This is a genomic window from Chthonobacter rhizosphaerae, from assembly GCF_013839525.1.
GTDB lineage: Bacteria > Pseudomonadota > Alphaproteobacteria > Rhizobiales > Pleomorphomonadaceae > Chthonobacter > Chthonobacter rhizosphaerae.
This window is the reverse complement of the sequence record NZ_JACDIS010000004.1, coordinates 105,795-122,282: the sequence shown is the minus strand read 5'-3', so window position 1 is coordinate 122,282 and position 16,488 is coordinate 105,795. Positions and strand designations below refer to the sequence as shown.

The 16,488-nt window shown below is 73.4% G+C and carries 16 protein-coding genes; 12 read left to right on the top strand and 4 right to left on the bottom strand.

The window, feature by feature from the left end; all coding sequences use genetic code 11:
- The first annotated feature begins 132 nt into the window (after nt 1–132).
- The 7 genes from HND91_RS08790 (at nt 133) to HND91_RS08760 (ending at nt 8,031) form a co-directional block, all read left to right on the top strand.
- Nucleotides 133–1,578 (top strand): hypothetical protein, encoded by a 1,446-nt coding sequence (locus HND91_RS08790; RefSeq protein ID WP_181706187.1) that lies wholly within the window; start codon nt 133–135, stop codon nt 1,576–1,578.
- Nucleotides 1,559–2,389, top strand: coding sequence for a hypothetical protein (locus HND91_RS08785; protein ID WP_181706186.1), 831 nt, complete (start codon nt 1,559–1,561; stop codon nt 2,387–2,389). The genes HND91_RS08790 and HND91_RS08785 overlap by 20 nt, the downstream gene beginning before the upstream one ends.
- A complete protein-coding gene (locus HND91_RS08780) occupies nt 2,389–3,426 on the top strand; it encodes a hypothetical protein (protein WP_181706185.1) in 1,038 nt (345 codons plus the stop codon). Before HND91_RS08785 ends, HND91_RS08780 begins: the two co-directional genes overlap by 1 nt.
- Nucleotides 3,423–4,604, top strand: coding sequence for an OmpA family protein (locus HND91_RS08775; protein ID WP_181706184.1), 1,182 nt, complete (start codon nt 3,423–3,425; stop codon nt 4,602–4,604). The genes HND91_RS08780 and HND91_RS08775 overlap by 4 nt, the downstream gene beginning before the upstream one ends.
- Nucleotides 4,605–4,779: 175 nt before the next feature.
- Nucleotides 4,780–5,622: a metallophosphoesterase family protein gene (locus tag HND91_RS08770; protein ID WP_181706183.1), complete on the top strand. Its 843-nt coding sequence runs from the start codon at nt 4,780–4,782 to the stop codon at nt 5,620–5,622.
- A 165-nt stretch (nt 5,623–5,787) separates the two neighbouring features.
- Complete coding sequence (locus HND91_RS08765; protein ID WP_181706182.1) at nt 5,788–6,951, top strand: YihY/virulence factor BrkB family protein; 1,164 nt, start codon at nt 5,788–5,790, stop codon at nt 6,949–6,951.
- A gap of 147 nt (nt 6,952–7,098) precedes the next feature.
- The gene (locus HND91_RS08760) at nt 7,099–8,031 is read left to right on the top strand and encodes a mechanosensitive ion channel family protein (protein ID WP_246329375.1); all 933 of its coding nucleotides are present in this window, start codon (nt 7,099–7,101) and stop codon (nt 8,029–8,031) included.
- Nucleotides 8,032–8,067: 36 nt separating this feature from the next.
- On the opposite strand, the gene HND91_RS08755 is transcribed toward HND91_RS08760, so the two are convergent.
- Nucleotides 8,068–8,799 carry a copper homeostasis protein CutC gene (locus HND91_RS08755; RefSeq protein ID WP_181706181.1) on the bottom strand — a complete coding sequence of 244 codons (732 nt, stop codon included), beginning with the start codon at nt 8,797–8,799 and terminating at the stop codon, nt 8,068–8,070.
- 278 nt (nt 8,800–9,077) lie between these two features.
- On the opposite strand from HND91_RS08755, the gene HND91_RS08750 reads away from it, so the two are divergent.
- Nucleotides 9,078–10,535: a multicopper oxidase family protein gene (locus HND91_RS08750; protein WP_181706180.1), complete on the top strand. Its 1,458-nt coding sequence runs from the start codon at nt 9,078–9,080 to the stop codon at nt 10,533–10,535.
- Here HND91_RS08750 and HND91_RS08745 read toward each other — a convergent pair.
- Complete coding sequence (locus tag HND91_RS08745) at nt 10,517–11,335, bottom strand: LysR family transcriptional regulator (protein ID WP_181706179.1); 819 nt, start codon at nt 11,333–11,335, stop codon at nt 10,517–10,519. The two genes, HND91_RS08750 and HND91_RS08745, sit on opposite strands and share 19 nt — an antisense overlap.
- Before the next feature lie 346 nt (nt 11,336–11,681).
- A complete protein-coding gene (locus HND91_RS08740) occupies nt 11,682–12,494 on the bottom strand; it encodes a transglycosylase SLT domain-containing protein (protein ID WP_181706434.1) in 813 nt (270 codons plus the stop codon).
- Nucleotides 12,495–12,667: 173 nt separating this feature from the next.
- Between HND91_RS08740 and HND91_RS08735 the strand changes: the two genes are divergently transcribed.
- Nucleotides 12,668–12,847, top strand: coding sequence for a hypothetical protein (locus HND91_RS08735; RefSeq protein ID WP_181706178.1), 180 nt, complete (start codon nt 12,668–12,670; stop codon nt 12,845–12,847).
- 43 nt (nt 12,848–12,890) lie between these two features.
- Here the strand turns inward: HND91_RS08735 and HND91_RS08730 are convergent, their stop codons facing one another.
- Nucleotides 12,891–13,061, bottom strand: a complete 171-nt coding sequence (locus tag HND91_RS08730) for a hypothetical protein (RefSeq protein WP_181706177.1) — start codon at nt 13,059–13,061, stop codon at nt 12,891–12,893.
- Between the two features lie 280 nt (nt 13,062–13,341).
- On the opposite strand from HND91_RS08730, the gene HND91_RS08725 reads away from it, so the two are divergent.
- The 3 genes from HND91_RS08725 to HND91_RS08715 all read left to right on the top strand — a co-directional run bounded on the left by HND91_RS08725 (nt 13,342) and on the right by HND91_RS08715 (nt 16,465).
- On the top strand, nt 13,342–13,650 hold the full coding sequence (locus HND91_RS08725) for a hypothetical protein (RefSeq protein WP_181706176.1): 309 nt from the start codon (nt 13,342–13,344) through the stop codon (nt 13,648–13,650).
- 265 nt (nt 13,651–13,915) lie between these two features.
- On the top strand, nt 13,916–14,974 hold the full coding sequence (locus HND91_RS08720) for a hypothetical protein (RefSeq protein ID WP_181706175.1): 1,059 nt from the start codon (nt 13,916–13,918) through the stop codon (nt 14,972–14,974).
- 645 nt (nt 14,975–15,619) lie between these two features.
- On the top strand, nt 15,620–16,465 hold the full coding sequence (locus HND91_RS08715; RefSeq protein WP_246329373.1) for an endonuclease/exonuclease/phosphatase family protein: 846 nt from the start codon (nt 15,620–15,622) through the stop codon (nt 16,463–16,465).
- The last annotated feature ends 23 nt before the right edge of the window (nt 16,466–16,488 follow it).

Below are 16,488 nucleotides of genomic sequence, written 5' to 3'. Positions count from 1 at the left end.
GGACCTCCGGGCGCCGCCGGCGCGTGCGGGACGGCGGGGCCGGTTCAGAAACAGTCAGACCGGGTGACCCGTTCTGAAGGAAAGCAGTCGACGGCCCTGAAGCGAGGGGCCGCGGCCTGATCGAGGGTGTCCGTGGCGAAATCCAATGCGTTGTCGCGACTGGTGCAGGGCCTGAGGCGGGAGCCGCACGACCTGAAGCCGAGCATCGAGCTTTTCGCCGACCTCGACCCGGACCGGGTGGCCGCCGACCTCGGCCTGAAGGAGCGCGGGCGCGAGCGCGGCGCGGCCGGGGAGCCGCCGACCGACAGCGCCACCCTGGACGAGGTGGAGAGCCGGATCGTCGAGCGGGTGGACGCGGAGCTGAAGGCCTCCCACGGGGTGCTGATGGACCAGCTGCAGGTCTATGGCGAGCGGCTGGCGGGCCTGGACCTGGAGGGCCGCTTCGCGGCGATCCGCCATGCGGCCCCGGCGGCGGTGAGCGAGTTCCGCGCCGAGGCGGCGACCGGGCGGGACGAACTGCACGGGCTGCGCCGCACGCTGCGGGACCTGGAGACCGAGAAGGACGCGTTCAAGCGCCGGCACCGGCTGGAGCGCTCGCCGCGCCCGCCTTCCGCCGGCGCCCAGGCGCTGAAGTTCGGCCTGCTGGCCTTCCTGCTCCTGATCGAGACCGTGGTGAACGGCGCCTTCCTGGCGCGCGGGTCGGCGACCGGCCTTCTCGGCGGCACCACCGAGGCGCTCGCCTTCGCCATGCTGAACGTGATGGCGAGCTTCCTGATCGGCCGGCTCGCCGTGCCGGAGCTGGTGCACCGGAACCTGTTCCGCAAGCTCGTGGGCCTCGTCGGGCTCGCCGCCTGGTTCGCCTTCGCGGTCGGCCTCAACCTGGCGCTCGCCCACTACCGCGAGGTGGCCGCGACCCTGCAGGCGGACGCCGGGCGACTGGTGATGGAGCGGCTGACGGCGGCGCCGGCGGACCTCGCCGACGTGAAGTCGTGGCTCTTCTTCGGCATCGGCTTCTTCTTCTCGGTGGTGGCGCTCCTCGACGGCTTCGCGACCGTCGACCCCTATCCGGGCTTCGGCGACATCGAGCGCCGGCTGACGACCGCCCGGGACACCTACATCCGGCGCAAGCAGGAGCTGATCGACACGCTCCTCGAAGTGCGGGACGACAACATCGAGACCATGGAGGACGCGCACCGGGACCTCGCCGTGCGGCGCGGCGAATACGACGCCATCCTGGACCAGCGCGCCCGGCTGATCCGCCTGTTCGAGGCGCACGAGGCGCACCTGGAGACGACGGCGAACACGCTTCTGGCGCTCTATCGCGCCGCCAACCGGGAGGCGCGGGCGACGCCGCCGCCGGCGCGCTTCGCCGAGCGGGTGACGCTGCGCCGGCTGCCGGTTTCGGCGGACCTCGCCGGGCCGGCGCGGACGGACCTCCGGCAGGCCATCGTGGACACGCAAGGGTTGCTGGAGCGGGAGGTGGCGGCGGTGCACGCCGCTTTCGACGACGCCGTGAGCGGCTATCATCAGATCGACGACCTGATCGGGGAGGAGCCCCATGGCGCGCGGACGGCGTAGGCGGCGCGGCGGCGCGGGCGACGGCTGGAAGATCGCCGCGGGCGCGGCGCTGGCGCTGCTGGCGGCCGCCGGCTTCGGCGCCATCCTGTGGCTGAACGCCTCCATCGAGGCGGCGCCGGCCCTCGTGGCCGAGACGCTCTGCCCGGTGGACGGGCCGCGCGCCGTGACGGTGGTGCTCCTCGACGTGTCGGACGACCTGCCGGAGCCGGCGCGGCGGCAGGTGGAGACGCGCGTCCTCGACATCGCGGACGCGCTGCCGACCCATGGGCTCCTGGAGCTGCGCGTGCTGGAGCCGGACCGGGCGACCGGCCGGGTGCTGTTCTCCCGCTGCAACCCCGGGACGGGGGAGGGGCTGTCGGAGCTGACCGCCAACCCGGAGGCGGTGCAACGGGCCTTCCAGGAGGGCTTCCGCCGGCCGCTCGGGGACCTCCTCGCCAACGGCCTGCCGGCGAACCCGGCCGGCACGTCGCCGATCATGAAGGCGGTGCAGCGGATCGCCATCGACCATTTCGAGGGGCGGGCGGCGGCGGGCCGGGACAAGACCCTGGTGGTGGTCTCCGACATGCTGGAGAACACGCCGGACTATTCGCACTACGCCGGCGACCTCAGCTTCGAGCGGTTCCGCGCCTCGCCGGCCTATCCGGACGTGCGCACGGACCTCGGCGGCGCCGGCGTGACGGTGCTCTACGTGCAGCGGCGGGCGGGCGCGCGGCCGTTCGACAGCGGCGAGCACATCCGCTTCTGGGAGCGCTGGGTGACGGACATGAACGGCCACCTGACCGAGGCCGTGAAGCTGCAGGGGACAGGCTGATGGCCCGCGGCCGATCCGACGCGCCGGACGGCGGAAACGCCACCGGCTTCCTCGACGCCCTCGTCTTCATCGCCTTCGTGGCGCTCGGGGCCTTCTACATCCTGATCGCCAAGACGGCGGGCATCCCGGCCGGCTGGGTGACCTTCGTGCCGGTCGCCATCATGATCGCCTACGCGGCGACCGTGCGCCTCGCCAAGGGGCTGCTGCTGCGCGACGACCAGACCGGCGACAACCTCTACTACATGGGCTTCCTGTTCACGCTGACGTCGCTCGGCGTGTCGCTGTGGCAGTTCACCGTGTCGGGGGCGGCGGAGGAGATCGTGCGCAACTTCGGCGTCGCGATCGCCACCACGATCGCCGGCATCGCGCTGCGCCTCTTCATGAACCAGATGCGCCGCGATCCGGCGGAGGTGGAGCGGGTGACCCGGCTGGAGCTCGCCGATGCCGCCCGGCGGGTGCGCCGGGAGCTGGACGGGACGGTGGTGGAGATGAACCACTTCCGCCGCAGCGCCCGCCAGTCGGCCGAGGAGGGCTTGGACGACCTGCGCCGACTCGGCGAGCAGGCGGCGGCCCTCGCGGAGGCGCTGGAGGGGGCGACGCGGCGGATCGGCGCCGGCGACGCGCCGGAGCCGCGGAGCGGAATGCGCTGGCCGCTCGCCGGGTCGCGGCCCGTGGAGACCGCCGGCGGGCGGTCGGAGGGGCTGGACCGGGCGGTGGACCGGATGGCCGGGCTCCTCGCCGACCACGCCGCCGCCATGGACCGGCTGGCCGCCGCGCTCGCCCGCCACGCCGAGCAGCTGACCGCGCCGCTGGAGCAGCCGCCGGACGGCGACCCGGCGGCCCCGTACGCGCCGGTGGACCACCCGCCCGAGCGGAGGCCGCCCGCGGCCGAGGACCGTCCCACCGAACCGAGGCCGCCCGAACCGAGGCCGCCCGAGCCGAGGCCGCCCGAGCCGGGGCCGCCCGGGGCGGCAGCCCCGGAGACCCGCAGCCCGGCCGCCTTCGCGGCCGCCGAGATCGAGGAGACCGCCCGATGACGCCAGGGGTCGACCGCCAGAACGGGTCCTACCGCCAGGGCCTCATCCTGGGCCTCACCATGGCGGAGCTCCTGCTCCTCCTGGTCTTCTGCCTGCTGATCGCGCTCGCGGCGCTCCTCGCCGACGCCAAGCTGAAGCTCGCCGGCCTGGAGGACGCGCTGCAGCAGGCGAAGGTGGAGACGCTGCAGACCCGCGCCCTCCTCGACGGCTTCCGCGACGAGGCGCGGCTGGCCAGCCTCGCCCCGCCGCCGGACGCGACGGTGGTCGACGCGGCGGTGACGGACGGCCTCGGGGCGACCTCGCCGGTGGCGGTCGCCCCGGCGCCGGCGGACACCTGGGACCGGCTGGTGGCGGCGGACGGGACGGTGGAGACGCTGAAGGCGGCGGGGCTCGACCCGGCCAGGCTCGTCGAGGACAGCGACCTGATCAAGGCGCTGGCGCCGCTCGCCGAGGAGAAGGGCGTGGAGCGGGTGGTCGCCGACGTGGCGCTCGGCGACGCGCTCCGCGAGCGTCTCGGCGTCGCCCCGGACGCGCCGCTGACCGTGGACGCGGTGGCGGACTTCGTGACCGAGAGCCGGACCCGCGAGGAGGCGGTCAACCGCAAGCTGGTGGAGGCGGAGCGCGAGATGGCGGCGCTCCGCGAGAGGGTCGACGACCTCGCGGACGTGGAACCCGGCCGGGACGGCAGGCCGACCGACCTGCCGCCCATCCTGACGCTGCGCGAAGGGGAGGGCTTCTACTTCGAGACCGGCAGCGCTGCGCTCGGCCCCGACTTCGCCGCCCGCCTGCACGACCGCACCGCCGCGCGGCTGAAGGAGCTCGTCGACCGCTACGACGTGGACGTGATCGAGGTGATCGGCCACACGGACGAGCAGCCGGTCGCCCGCGAGCGGGTGTCGAACCTCGACGGGGCGCTCCTCGACGTGGTGCGCGGCGGGCAGCCGGTGGACCGGCTGGTGCCTGCTGACAACGCCGGGCTGGGGCTCGCCCGGGCGGTGGCGGTGTCGAAGGCGCTGGCCGGGGACGCCCGGCTGCAGGGGCTCGACATCCTGCCGCTCTCCGCCGCCCATCTGATCGGCACCGACGGCCGGGTGATCGAGGGCGCGACCTTCGCCAATGTGGCGGAGCGCCGGCGGATCGAGATCCGGCTGCGCCGGTCGGGCGCCCCGGCGGGGTGAGGCGGGCGCGTCCCGGGCCTGAGGGGGCCGACCGGGACGGCCGACCGCAGGCCGGCTGCGGCCGGTAGGCGGGTGGCCGGGAACCGGGCCCGGCATCGGTGGTTGACCGCTCGGGCCGCCGGACGTGGCGGCCGGGCCGCCCGAGCCGGCGGCCAACGAGCCGGAAGGACCGCCGATGAAGAGGATCGCCCACATCTCCGACCTTCACTTCGGGCGGGTCGACGACGCCGTGGTGGAGGCCCTCGTCGACGACATCAACGCCTATACGCCCGACCTGGTGATCATCAGCGGCGACTTCACCCAGAGGGCGAAGCGGCGCGAATATTGCGACGCCAAGGCCTTCGTGGGACGGCTGGAGGCGCCGTGGTTCGCCGTGCCGGGCAACCACGACATCTCGTTCCACCACCTGTTCCAGCGCTTCTTCGATCCCTGGCGGCGCTACCGGCGCTACATCCACAAGGAGGTGGAGCCGACCTACGAGGACGACGAGTTGTTCGTGGTGGGCATCAACACCGCCCGGCGCGCCGCCTTCGAGCTCGACTGGTCGCACGGGCGGATCAGCGGCGACCAGATCGAGCGCACCGCCCGCCGGCTGAAGCGGGCGCCGGACCACAAGTTCAAGATCGTGGTCGGCCACCATCCTTTCCTGCCGCCGCCCTACGCGCCGGACACCCGCGTGGTGGGCCGGGCCGACGAGGCGCTGCGCATGTTCGAGGACCACGGCGTGCGCCTGGCCCTCGCCGGCCACCTGCACCGGGGCTACCTGCGCGTGGTGGAGCCGGCGGCCGTGGACCCGCGGCGCACGGACGTGCGCCCGCGCGACGCCGCCCCGATGGTGGTGGTGCAGACCGCGTCCGCCACCTCCACGCGGCTCCGCGACGAGCCGAACGCCTACCAGCGCATCTGCGTGGAGGACGGCAAGGCGGTGATCCGCGCCAGGGTCTGGTCCGGCGCGGGCTTCGACCACGCCGTGGAGGTGGACCCGGACACGACCCAGCAGTTCCGCGCCATCGCGTGACCCCGGCCGGGCGGCGCGGCCCGCCGCCGGGGCGGGCTGCGCCCGCGGGACGGGCTTCGCCTGGGGAGCCGACGCCGCCGCCGGGGCGGAAACCGGGCGGCGCGGCGGAAACAAAGTGGTGCGCCGCCGCATTTCACCCCCGAAGGCTGGACAACGGAGCTGGGCATGAGCGACCAGGGTGTGATGGGAACGGGCGGCCGCGGAAGCGGCGCCAACCGCAAGGGGGTCGCCGACGCGCTGGCGCTGGCCGTGGCGGTCGGGCTCGCCTGGCAGGCGACGTCCGGGCGTCCGCGGCCGCGCTATCGTTTTTCCGGAACGTCGGAGCGGTCGCTGCCCGATCCGGCGACGGAGAGCGCCGCCGGTCGCCCGGCGCAGGCGGACGACGCCGCCCGGGGCCGGCACGCCACGCGGCCCTCGGAAATCCCGGCGCGAGGCTGGAAGGACGTGCTCTGGCGCACCTGGTCGCAGATCGGCACGGACCGGGTGGTCGCGGTCGGCGCCGGCGTCGCCTTCTACGGCCTCCTCGCCATCTTTCCCTTCCTCGCCGCCTTCGTGTCGCTCTACGGGCTGGTAGCCGACCCGGCCACCGTGGGCGGGCACCTTGAGACCCTGTCCGGCGTGCTGCCGGCGGAAGCCATGGGCATCCTCGGCGAGCAGATGCAGCGACTGGCCGCCAACGACAGCAACGCCCTCGGCTTCGGCTTCGTGTTCGGCCTCGCGGTCGCCCTCTGGAGCGCCAACGCCGGCATGAAGGCGCTGTTCGACGCCCTCAACGTGGCCTACGGCGAGACGGAGAAGCGCAGCTTCATCAAGCTCAACGCCCTGACGCTGATGTTCACGCTGCTGACCGTGGTGTTCCTGATCGTGGCGATCGGCGTGCTCGTCGTGCTGCCCGCCGTCCTCGACGCGCTCGGGCTCGGCGTCGTCGGCGAGCTTCTGCTGCGCTACGGCCGCTGGCCGATCCTGTTCGTGATCGTGAGCCTCGCGATCGCGACCCTCTACCGCTACGGCCCGAGCCGGGCCACGGCCAAGTGGCGCTGGGTGACCTGGGGCTCGGTCGTCGCCACGGTGCTCTTCGTCGCGGTGTCGGTGGGCTTCTCCTACTACGCGTCCAACTTCGGCTCCTACAACGAGACCTACGGCTCGCTCGGCGCCGTGATCGCCTTCATGACCTGGCTCTGGCTGTCCGCGACCGTGGTCCTGGTCGGGGCCGAGCTCAATGCCGAGATCGAGCACCAGACCCTGAAGGACAGCACCACCGGCCCGCCGGCGCCGGCGGGCCGGCGGGGCGCCCTGATGGCCGACACGGTGGGCGCGCCCCAGGACTGACCCGCCCCTGGCGCCTTCCCGGATCCCGCGCCGCGTCCGCCCCGCACGGCGGCCGCGGCGCCGGCACGGCCCGGACGCATGGGCTGAACGCGCGCGCCGTTTCGCGCTATCCTCCACCGACACGCACCATCAGGACGGAAGACCCCGATGCCGACAGACGCGCCGAGCCAACTCGACGCCTATACCGCCATGGTCTGGACCTGGGCGGTCGCCTTCCTGCCGCGCCTCGCCCTGGCGCTGATCATCCTTGTGGTCGGCCTGATGCTGGCCGCCTGGATCGGCCGCATCGTCCAGCGCATCCTCGGCGGCACCCACATGGACCCGACCGTCCGGCCGGTGGTGGCGGCGGTGGTGCGCTATGCGGTGATCATCCTGGTGGTGGTGGCGGCGCTCGGGCAGGTGGGCGTGCAGACCGCCTCGCTGCTGGCGGTGCTGGGCGCGGCGGGCCTCGCCATCGGCCTCGCCCTCCAGGGCACGCTCACCAACATCGCGGCCGGCATCATGCTCCTGTGGCTGCGGCCGTTCCGGATCGGCGACTACGTGGAGGTGGCGAACGGACAGTGGGCCGGCATCGTGGAGGACGTGGGCCTCTTCGTGTGCGAGCTGAAGACCTTCGACGGCATCTACGTGTTCGTGCCGAACAGCGCCATCTGGAACATGCCGCTGAGGAACCACAGCCGGAACGCCGGCCGGCTCCTCAGCCTGCAGATCAGCCTGCCCGCCGGGGCGGACCCGGACCGGGCGCGGGACGCGCTCGACCGGGTGGCGGCGGCCAGACCGGCGATCCGCCAGGACCCGCCGCCGGTCGCCTTCCTGGACCAGGTGACCGCCGACGCCGTCGTGCTGACCTGGCGCCTGTGGGCGAGCCACGCCGGATACGGCGACCTGCAGCGGGACCTGGTGGACGCGGTGCGGCGGGAACTCGCCGCCAGCGGGGACGAGACGCTGCGGCCGCGCGAGGTGGTGCGCACCGTGCCGCCGGCGAGCGACCCGTCGCGCTTCATCACCGAGCGCTCGCTGGGCACGCGCCAGCCGGAGACCGGCGCGCACGCGGGACTGTCCGCCAAGCCGGCATCGTGACGGGAGCGCCTTCGATCGGGCGGTCCGGAGGATATCCTAGCGGGCGAAGACGCCGTTCAGCTTGTGACGCATGGCCTCCACGGTGGCCCGATCGGTCCGCCGCATGAGGGGCGGTCCCCAGCCGAGCGCCGTGACGCGGGGATCGCCCGGCGTGGTCGGCACCGAGCAGGAGGCGTGGACGTCGCGGACGCCGGTTCTGCCGACGAGGAGGTCGGCCGTCTCGACCCGAACGCCGCCGCCGGCCATGACGGCGACGCGGCCCGCGGCCGCCTGCACCACGGCGGCGATCGTGTCGGCGCCGTCGAGGGCGGCGACCGCGCCGCCCGACGTGAGGATGCGCCCGATGCCGAGGCCGACCGCGAGCTCCAGCGCCTCCAGGGGATCGGGCGCGAGGTCGAAGGCCCGGTGGAGCGTGACGAAAAGGCCGTCCGCCGCCGCCACGAGCCGGCGGAGCGCCGTCTCGTCGAGCCGCCCGTCCGGACGGCTGGCGCCGACGACGACCCCGGCGAGGCCCGCCCGGCGCGCCGCCCCGATATCCCGGATCATCACGTCGAGCGCCCGGTCGTCGTAGACGAAGCCGCCCGGGTGCGGCCGCACGATGGCGTGGACCGGCACGGCGGCCCCGGCGGCAACGTCCATGAGGCCGGCGCTCGGGGTGAGGCCGCCGAGCTCCAGGGCGGACGTCAGCTCGATCCGGTCCGCGCCGCCGGCGACGGCGGCGTCGAGGCCGGCGACGTCACTGACGCAGACTTCCAGCGCGATGGACATGGGCGGCGTTCAACCTCTTCGCGGGGCGCGGCGGCCGGGGACGGGGGACGCCGATCCCATAGCCAAGCCCGCAGGCGTTGTCGCGTTGTTTCCCGCGCGAGGCTTCCGAGGCCGGCAAAAGGCCCGGGCGCCCGGGCGGGATGGCCGCCGTCCGGTCCGCGTTCGCGACGACCCGGATTGACGGTGACGCCCGTGTCTGGGATGACGGATCGCCGTCACGCCAGCCTTGCCGCAAGCCGAAGACGCTCCTCGCCGACGCTCGCCTGGGAGGCCATCGCTTGCTCACCCGCCGGACGCTTCTCCTCGCAGCCGGAGCCATGACGGCCGCCGGCGCCGCCGCGGCGCCGGTCCGCCGGCCGGCCGCCGCGCCGCTCGGCCCGATGGCGGAGCCGGCCCCCGGCCGGACCGTGGCGCTCGACCTCGTGGCCGCGGAACGGCCGCGGTCGCTGCCCTGCTTCGGCGGCCGGACGCTGCCGCTCTGGACCTTCTCGGAGACGGACGTGCTGCCGGTGGTCCGCATGAGGCTGGGCGACCGGCTGCGCACCCGGCTCGTCAACGCCCTGCCGCGGGCGGGCGAGCACACGTCCATCCACTGGCACGGCATCCGCCTGCCGAACGCGGAGGACGGCGTGCCCTACCTGACCCAGCCGCCGACGGCCGTCGGGGCGAGCCACACCTACGACTTCGAACCGCCGGACACCGGCAGCTTCTTCTTCCACACCCACTGCAACACGGCCGAACAGCTCGGTCGCGGGCTCGCCGGCCTCCTGATCGTGGAGGGCGACGAGACCGAGCCCTACGACGGAGAGGTGGTGCTCGCCATGCGGGACTGGCGGATCGGCGAGGACGGCGGCTTCCTGCCCTTCCTGACCGACAGGGGCGCGAGCGGCGCCGGCAGCTTCGGCACGGTCCGCAGCGTCAACGGGGCGCCGTTCGCCGCCGCGACCGTGCCGGCCTTGGCGGACGTGCGCCTCAGGCTCTACAACATCGACGCATCGCGCGTGGTGACGGTGGGGATCGAGGGCGCCGAGGCGGCGGTGGTGGCGGTCGACGGGGTGGCGGTGGCGCCGTTTCCGCTCGCGGCCTGGACGCTCGGTCCGGCCATGCGGGTCGACGTCGTCGTGCGCACGCCGGCGGCGGGCGGCCGGGCCGTCGTGCACGACCTGCGGCCGGCGAAGCCGGTGGTGCTCGCGACCCTGTCGGCGGAGGGACCGGCGGTGCGCGCGGGGGCGTTCGACCCGGCGCCGCTGCGGCGGGCGCGCATTCCGGAGCCGGACCTCGGCGCGGCGGAGCGGCTGCCGTTCGCGGTCTCGACCACGGCGACCGGGGCGGCGGTGGGGGCGAGCCTCGGCGACGGGCCGGCCCTGCCGGGGATCGACGACCTCTGCCTGTCGGACCGGACCTTCTGGGCGATCAACAAGGCCGCCTGGCCGGCGGACGGGCACCGGTCGCTGCCGCCGCCGCTGGCGGTGCTGCGCCGGGGGGCGACCTACGTGATCGAGCTCGCCAACACCACCCGGCACATCCACCCGATCCACATGCACGGGCATACGGTGAAGGTGCTGTCGTCCAACGAGCGGCCGCTGCCGGTGCACCACGCCGACACGGTGCTGCTCTATCCCAAGGAGCGGGTGGAGGTGGCCTTCGTGGCGGACAACCCCGGCGACTGGATGATCCACTGCCACCTGATCGAGCACCAGGAGACCGGCATGATGGGCTACGTGCGGGTGGCCTGAGCCGGTCGGGCGGCGCCGTCGTAGGCGGGCGTGTCCACGCCGAGGAGGCTGTTGCGCAGGCGGACGGCGAGCTCCGGCGTGGAGAAGATGTCGAGCCGGAAGTCCGGCAGCACGGGATAGTGCTCCAGGGTGCAGCCTGCGAAGGCGATGTCGTTGGTGATAACGCAGGGCGTGAATCCGGCCCCGGACGTGGCCATGTGGTAGGCGTAGCCGCAGTCGTTCACCTCGATGACGTTGTCGACCCGGAAGCCCTGCTCGATCAGCACGTACTTGGCCCGCTCCCAAACGGCGGATTCCTGCTTGGAATAGATGAAGGTGCCGTTGTCGGTGCCGATCCAGCGGGCCGGGAAGTCGATGTAGAGGTTGGAGCGGCGGCGCAGCGCCGGAATCACGATCTTGATGTCAAAGTCGGTCCGGAGCGCGATGTCGCGGCTGTCCAGGAACTCGATGTCGAAGGTGGCCGGCTCCTCGCTGAGGGCGTGGCGCAGGAACTTGGTGACGTCCCGGCCGCTGAGGAGGGGCGAGATGCCGATCTTGATCTTGGTGGCGGAGTTGGAGGTGATCTGCACCTCGGTGTAGATGTCCAGCATCTTGGCGAAGGACTTGACGATCTGGCCGCCCGCCGGCGTGACGGTGACGCTGGAGCCGGACCGGTCGAAGATGCGGGCCTTCAGTTCGTCCTCGGCGCGCTTGACCGCCAGCGAGACCGCGGGCTGCGAGATGCTCAACAGGTCCGCCGTCTTGGAGAAGCTCCCCGTCTCGGAAATGCGGACGATGATTTCGATGTCCCTGATCCGCATATGGCGCCAACTCCCCCCACGCAGCCGGGCCGTTTCCATCCCGCCGCGCCGGGCCGGCCCTGGCTCAGCGGCGTGGATACGGCTTGCCGCCGCGGCAAGACCAGAACTGAAGCAGCCATGGCGGAAGGGAATTAAACGCACCTGCAAGCCCTATGCAATAGTTCTGAAAGCGCAACGTCAACTACGGATTTCATAGCGCGGAAGCCTATAGGCAATTCCGGGGTATGCTTGCGGCGGATAACGGAAGCCGATCAGTTTGATGAGCTTCGTTGATGTTCCGCGTGCAGGTTGTGATGGACCGGTCGATATATTCGTGTTTCGTCGCTGATTCGCGACGGCCGTGGCGTCAGTTCCGCTGGACGAGACAGCTGCCGCCGTCGGCCCGGAGGCGGCGGCAGAGGGCGTTCGCCTCGCCGCGGGTCTGGAGCGGGATGCGGACCCGGTAGAAGCGGCTCGGCCCGCGCCCGCCGACGCGGGTGCCGATGACGAGGGGCTCCAGGTCGGCCAGCACCCGGGCGTGACGGGTCTGCAGCCGGGCGAAGCTGGCGAGCGCGCGGGCTTTGGAATAGTTGCCGGCGAGCTGCACGCCCCAGGGCGCCATCGGGCCGTCGTAGAGGCCTTCGGACGACGGCAGTTCGGTGCGGATGGCCGCCACGACGGTGAGGCAGCGCTCCGGCTCGGTGGCGGGCGGCGCGGCGGGCTCGCCCTCCAGCCAATCGTCCGCCTCGGCTCCGGTGACGAAGCGCACGTAGGCGCGGGTTTCGAACGGAAGCCCGGCCTCGCCCGACCGCCAGCGTTCCACCCGGCGCGGCCCGGCGTTGTAGCCGGCGGCGGCGAGCCCGAGATTGCCGAACCGGGCCTTCAGATCGGCGAGAAGGGACGCCGAAGCCGGGATGGCCTGTTCCGGGTCGAACGGATCGACGAGGCCGCGCTCCGACGCGGTGCCCGGCATGAACTGGGCGATGCCCTGGGCGCCCGCCCGGCTGGTGACGCTCTTCCGGAAGCTGCTCTCGCGCCAGATCAGCCGGGTGAAGAAGCGCACCGGCAGCTCGTGCTCCGCCGCCGCGGTCTCGATCAGCCGGCAGATGGCCTCGTGCACCGTCTCGTCGCGGGCGAGGGCCGGACGGGCCGCGGCCAACGCCGCGACCCCGACCGCCATCCCGAGCACCGCCGCGATCCATCGCCGTCCGGTCAATGCCGTCCGTCCTCCATTCTCATGCGCCGGCCGACCGCAGCCGACCGGATCCCCGCGTGGGCGGCGGCCGGTGCGGAACCACGCCAGCCGCCACCGGTTGACCCATGGACCCGAGGATCGACACGAGGGAGACCGTCATGCCGACCGAACTGCCGAAACCCAAGCCCACGAACCCGGGGACGGAGAAGATGCCCGAGGACCCGACCGACGTCGAGCGCCAGAAGGTGATCGACGGGGAGCCCCAGAGCGACCTGCCCAATCCCACGCCGGACCTTGACCCCGTGCCGGCCATCCCGGGCGTGCCGACCGTCCTTTGAGGACCGACCCCGTCCGACCTCGCGCGGCGTCGCGAGGTCGGCGTCAGGGCGCGCCAGACGGCAGGCTGCCGGTCGACGGGGGATCCGGCTCCCCGCCGGTGCGCGTCGGGCCGGCGTCGGACAGGAACACGATCGCGAGGACCGCCGCGATGGCGGCGGCGCAGACGGCCGCGAAGACGACGCGAGCCCGGCCGTCGGGGGGAGTTGGGGGCATCGATTCAGGCCTTCTGCCGGCAAGGGATCAGGACCGACGCGGTGACGGAGGGGCGGCCCGGCTGACGGGTACGCCCAAGCAGCCGGATCGTTCCACCCGCCCGGTTGAGGATGGGGCGAAAACCCGCGCGCCCGACTTTCCGGCGCGCATGCCCGCCGGCCCGCTCCGTTTTATTCCCGGATCTGCGGCGGCGGATGCCCGCTTTATTTCGGGTTTCAAAGTGGGATCAATCACGATGGCAAACGGTTGATGCCGGTCGGGGCGATCCGAGGAAATCCCCATGAAGCCATTGGCCGTCGGTCTTGCCGTGCTCGGCACGGCGCTTGTCCCGCCATCCGCCACCCATGCCCACGAGGCGGCGACCGGATGGACCTATGACGTCGTCTGCTGCAGTAGCCAGGACTGCCGACCGGTGTCGGCGGCCGAGGTGCAGGCCACCCGGGTCGGGTGGCGCATCCGCCAGACCGGCGAGGTGATCCCCTACGCGCTCGTGCGCCATTCCCGCGACGGGGACTTCCACCGCTGCTCCGTGGGCGGCCTGGACGACACCAAGACCATCTGCCTCTACGCCCCCGACATGGGTCTGTAGACACCGGGCCCACAGACACGGGGCCTATGGACATGGGGCCTATGGACGTGGGGCCTATGGACATGGGCCTGTGAACACCGGGCCGTGACGGCGGAGCCGTGAACGCGGTTACCGAACGACGGATCCGGAGCGGGCGAGAACCGGCCGGGCCGCGCGCGGGCGGCCCGACGCGCCCCTCAAAGCGCCGCAATGGCGCGCGAGCATCGCCGGCGTGATCCATCCGCCGGCCCCCCTCATACGTCGATTTCGCGCTCTCGCGCTGCTGGTGACCTTCGTCGGTCTCCTGGCGGCCGCGCCCCAGGTGCTGCCGCCCGCCATCGTGGCCGCGCGCCTCGTCGCCGCTGCGGACGATCCGGCGCGGCTGGCGGACCTGCGCCTCTCGGAGGACCTGACGGCGGACCGGGTGGCGGCCGAGATCGACGCCGCCCTCGCGGACGGCGATGACGACCTCGCCGCAAGCCTTCTCGCGCTCGCCGACGACCGGGCCGTGCCGGTGGACGCTGGCCGGCGCGCGGCCGTGCTGGCCGCCTCCGCGGGCGGCGTCCTGCGGACGGCCCGGTCGTTCGCCGTCGGAGCGGCGACGGGCGCGGTGGACGACGGCGCGAGCCTCGCCGGGGCGCTCGCCGGCGACCTCGTCGGCATCGGCGACGTGCGCGACCTCGGCCGCGAGGGCTGGAAGCTTCTGGACGGCCAGGAACCGGACGTGCTCGTGGCCGGCCTGTCGGCGGCCGGGCTCGCCGTCACGGCGGCCACGTGGTCGTCCCTCGGGGCGGCGACCCCCGCGCGGGCCGGCCTGACCGTGCTGAAGGCCGCCGCCCGGGCCGGGCGGCTGTCGGCCAATCTGGCGGCGGATCTCGCCCGGCTCGCCCGCAGGGCGGTGGACCCGGCAACGCTCGGCCGGGCGCTCCGCAGCGGCGACCGGGCCGCCCTGAAGGCGGCGACGCGCGCGGACGGCGTCGCGCCCATGCTGGCGCTCGCCCGCGACGTGGCCCGTCTCAACGGGCGGGCAGGCGCCGCGGCCGTGGCCGACGCCCTGAAGGTCGCCGACGACGCGGCCGACCTGTCGCGCGCGGCGCGCCTCGCCGACCGGTTCGGGGACGGCACCCGGGCGACCCTGAAGATCCTCGGCCGATCGGCCCTCGTGATCGGCCGCGGGCTCGATGGGCTGATCGCCTGGGTGGCGGCCGGCATCGGCTGGGCGCTGACGCTGGCGTCCGCCAGCGCGGCGACCGGCCGGGCGCTGGCCCGGGCCACGCGGCCGAGACGAAGGACGCGGACAGCGGCACCGGGCTCGCGGCTGGTACGGCCGGTTGCGGCTGCCTGATGCCCCACACGCCTTGGTTTTTACGCCGCCTCTCGGCGAAGGAATGCCGATAGGGTTCGCCCCGACTTTCGGCGGCGCGGGCCGCGTGCTCTTCTTGGCCACGCGGTGGGGGGCATTCCACCGCATCCGGTGGAACCGGTGCCGTCCTCCCTGGCATCGCTTCCTCTCCTCCGACCGCAGCAAAGCCGGCCGAATCGGCGCGACGCACCATCGGTGCGACGCTCGCGCCCGCGGACCGGCTGACCTTGCACGATCCCGGCTCTCCGTCCCGGACGACGGGCCGCCGCTGATCCACGGCCGCTCCGCGCGACGGAGCGGCCGTTTTTCTGCACCATCGATTGTCCAGGCCGGGCCCGGACGCACGAGGGCGGCGCGCGCGGTGAACGGGCGGCCCACTCCGGGCGTTCGCCGTTGACCGGTTGCCCTTCGCGCCGTTCTTGGCTAAGCGCTTTCCGACCTGACGGAATCGTCAGGTCGACAAGAAATCGCTCCAGATTCAAGAAGCTGGAGCGTTCTCTCGGCGATCAAGCCGTGCAACTTGATCGGAGAATGCTCCAAGCGCGAGCAGCCGGCCTGGCCTCACTGACGGACGAGATGGTGCCGATGACCGAAAGACGTTCGAGGTTCCGGACAGCCTTCGATGGCTTGCGCCAGCGAGGGCGCCGCCGACGAATCGCCGAACTTCTGGACAGCGTGCTGCCGAGGGCCGAAGCCGCCGCGCTGTTTCCCGACGGAGAGGCCCGGGCCGGACGGCTGGTGGCGGCCTCCTACAACATCCACAAGTGCGTGGGCACCGACGGCCGCTTCGACCCGGACCGGATCCTCCAGGTGATCCGGGAGCTCGACGCGGACGTGCTCGCCCTCCAGGAGGCGGACCGGCGGCTCGGCATCCGCCAGGGCCTCCTCGACCTCACGCGGATCGAGAAGGAGGCGGGGCTGACGCTGGTGCCCGTGGCCGTGCGGCCGGCGAGCCACGGCTGGCACGGCAACGCCATCTTCGTGCGGGCCGGAACCGCCATGCGGGTGAAGCGCCTGACGCTGCCCTACGCGGAGCCGCGCGGCGCCGTGATGGCGGAACTGGACCTGCCGGGCGGGCGGCTTCGGGTGGTGGCGGCGCACCTCGGCCTTCTGCGCCAGTCGCGGCGCCAGCAGGCGGCGGCGCTCGTGCAGGCGATCGACCGAAGCGACCCGATGCCGACGGTGCTGATGGGCGACTTCAACGAATGGCGGCCCGGCCGGCCGGACAGCCCGCTGGCGGAGCTGGAGCCCCTGTTCGGGCCGGCCCTCCAGAGCCACCCGAGCTTCCCGTCGCGCCGGCCGATCTTCGCGCTCGACCGCATTCTCGGCTGGCCGCACGGCACCGTGGAGACCACGGTGGTGCACCAGAGCCCGCTCGCCCGCGTCGCCTCCGACCACCTGCCGGTGCGGGCGCTCGTGAACCTGACCGTGCCGCTGCCGACCGGCGACGCCTCCGCGCCGGTTCCGGCCTGAGCCGGACGGCGCCCGACCGGGGC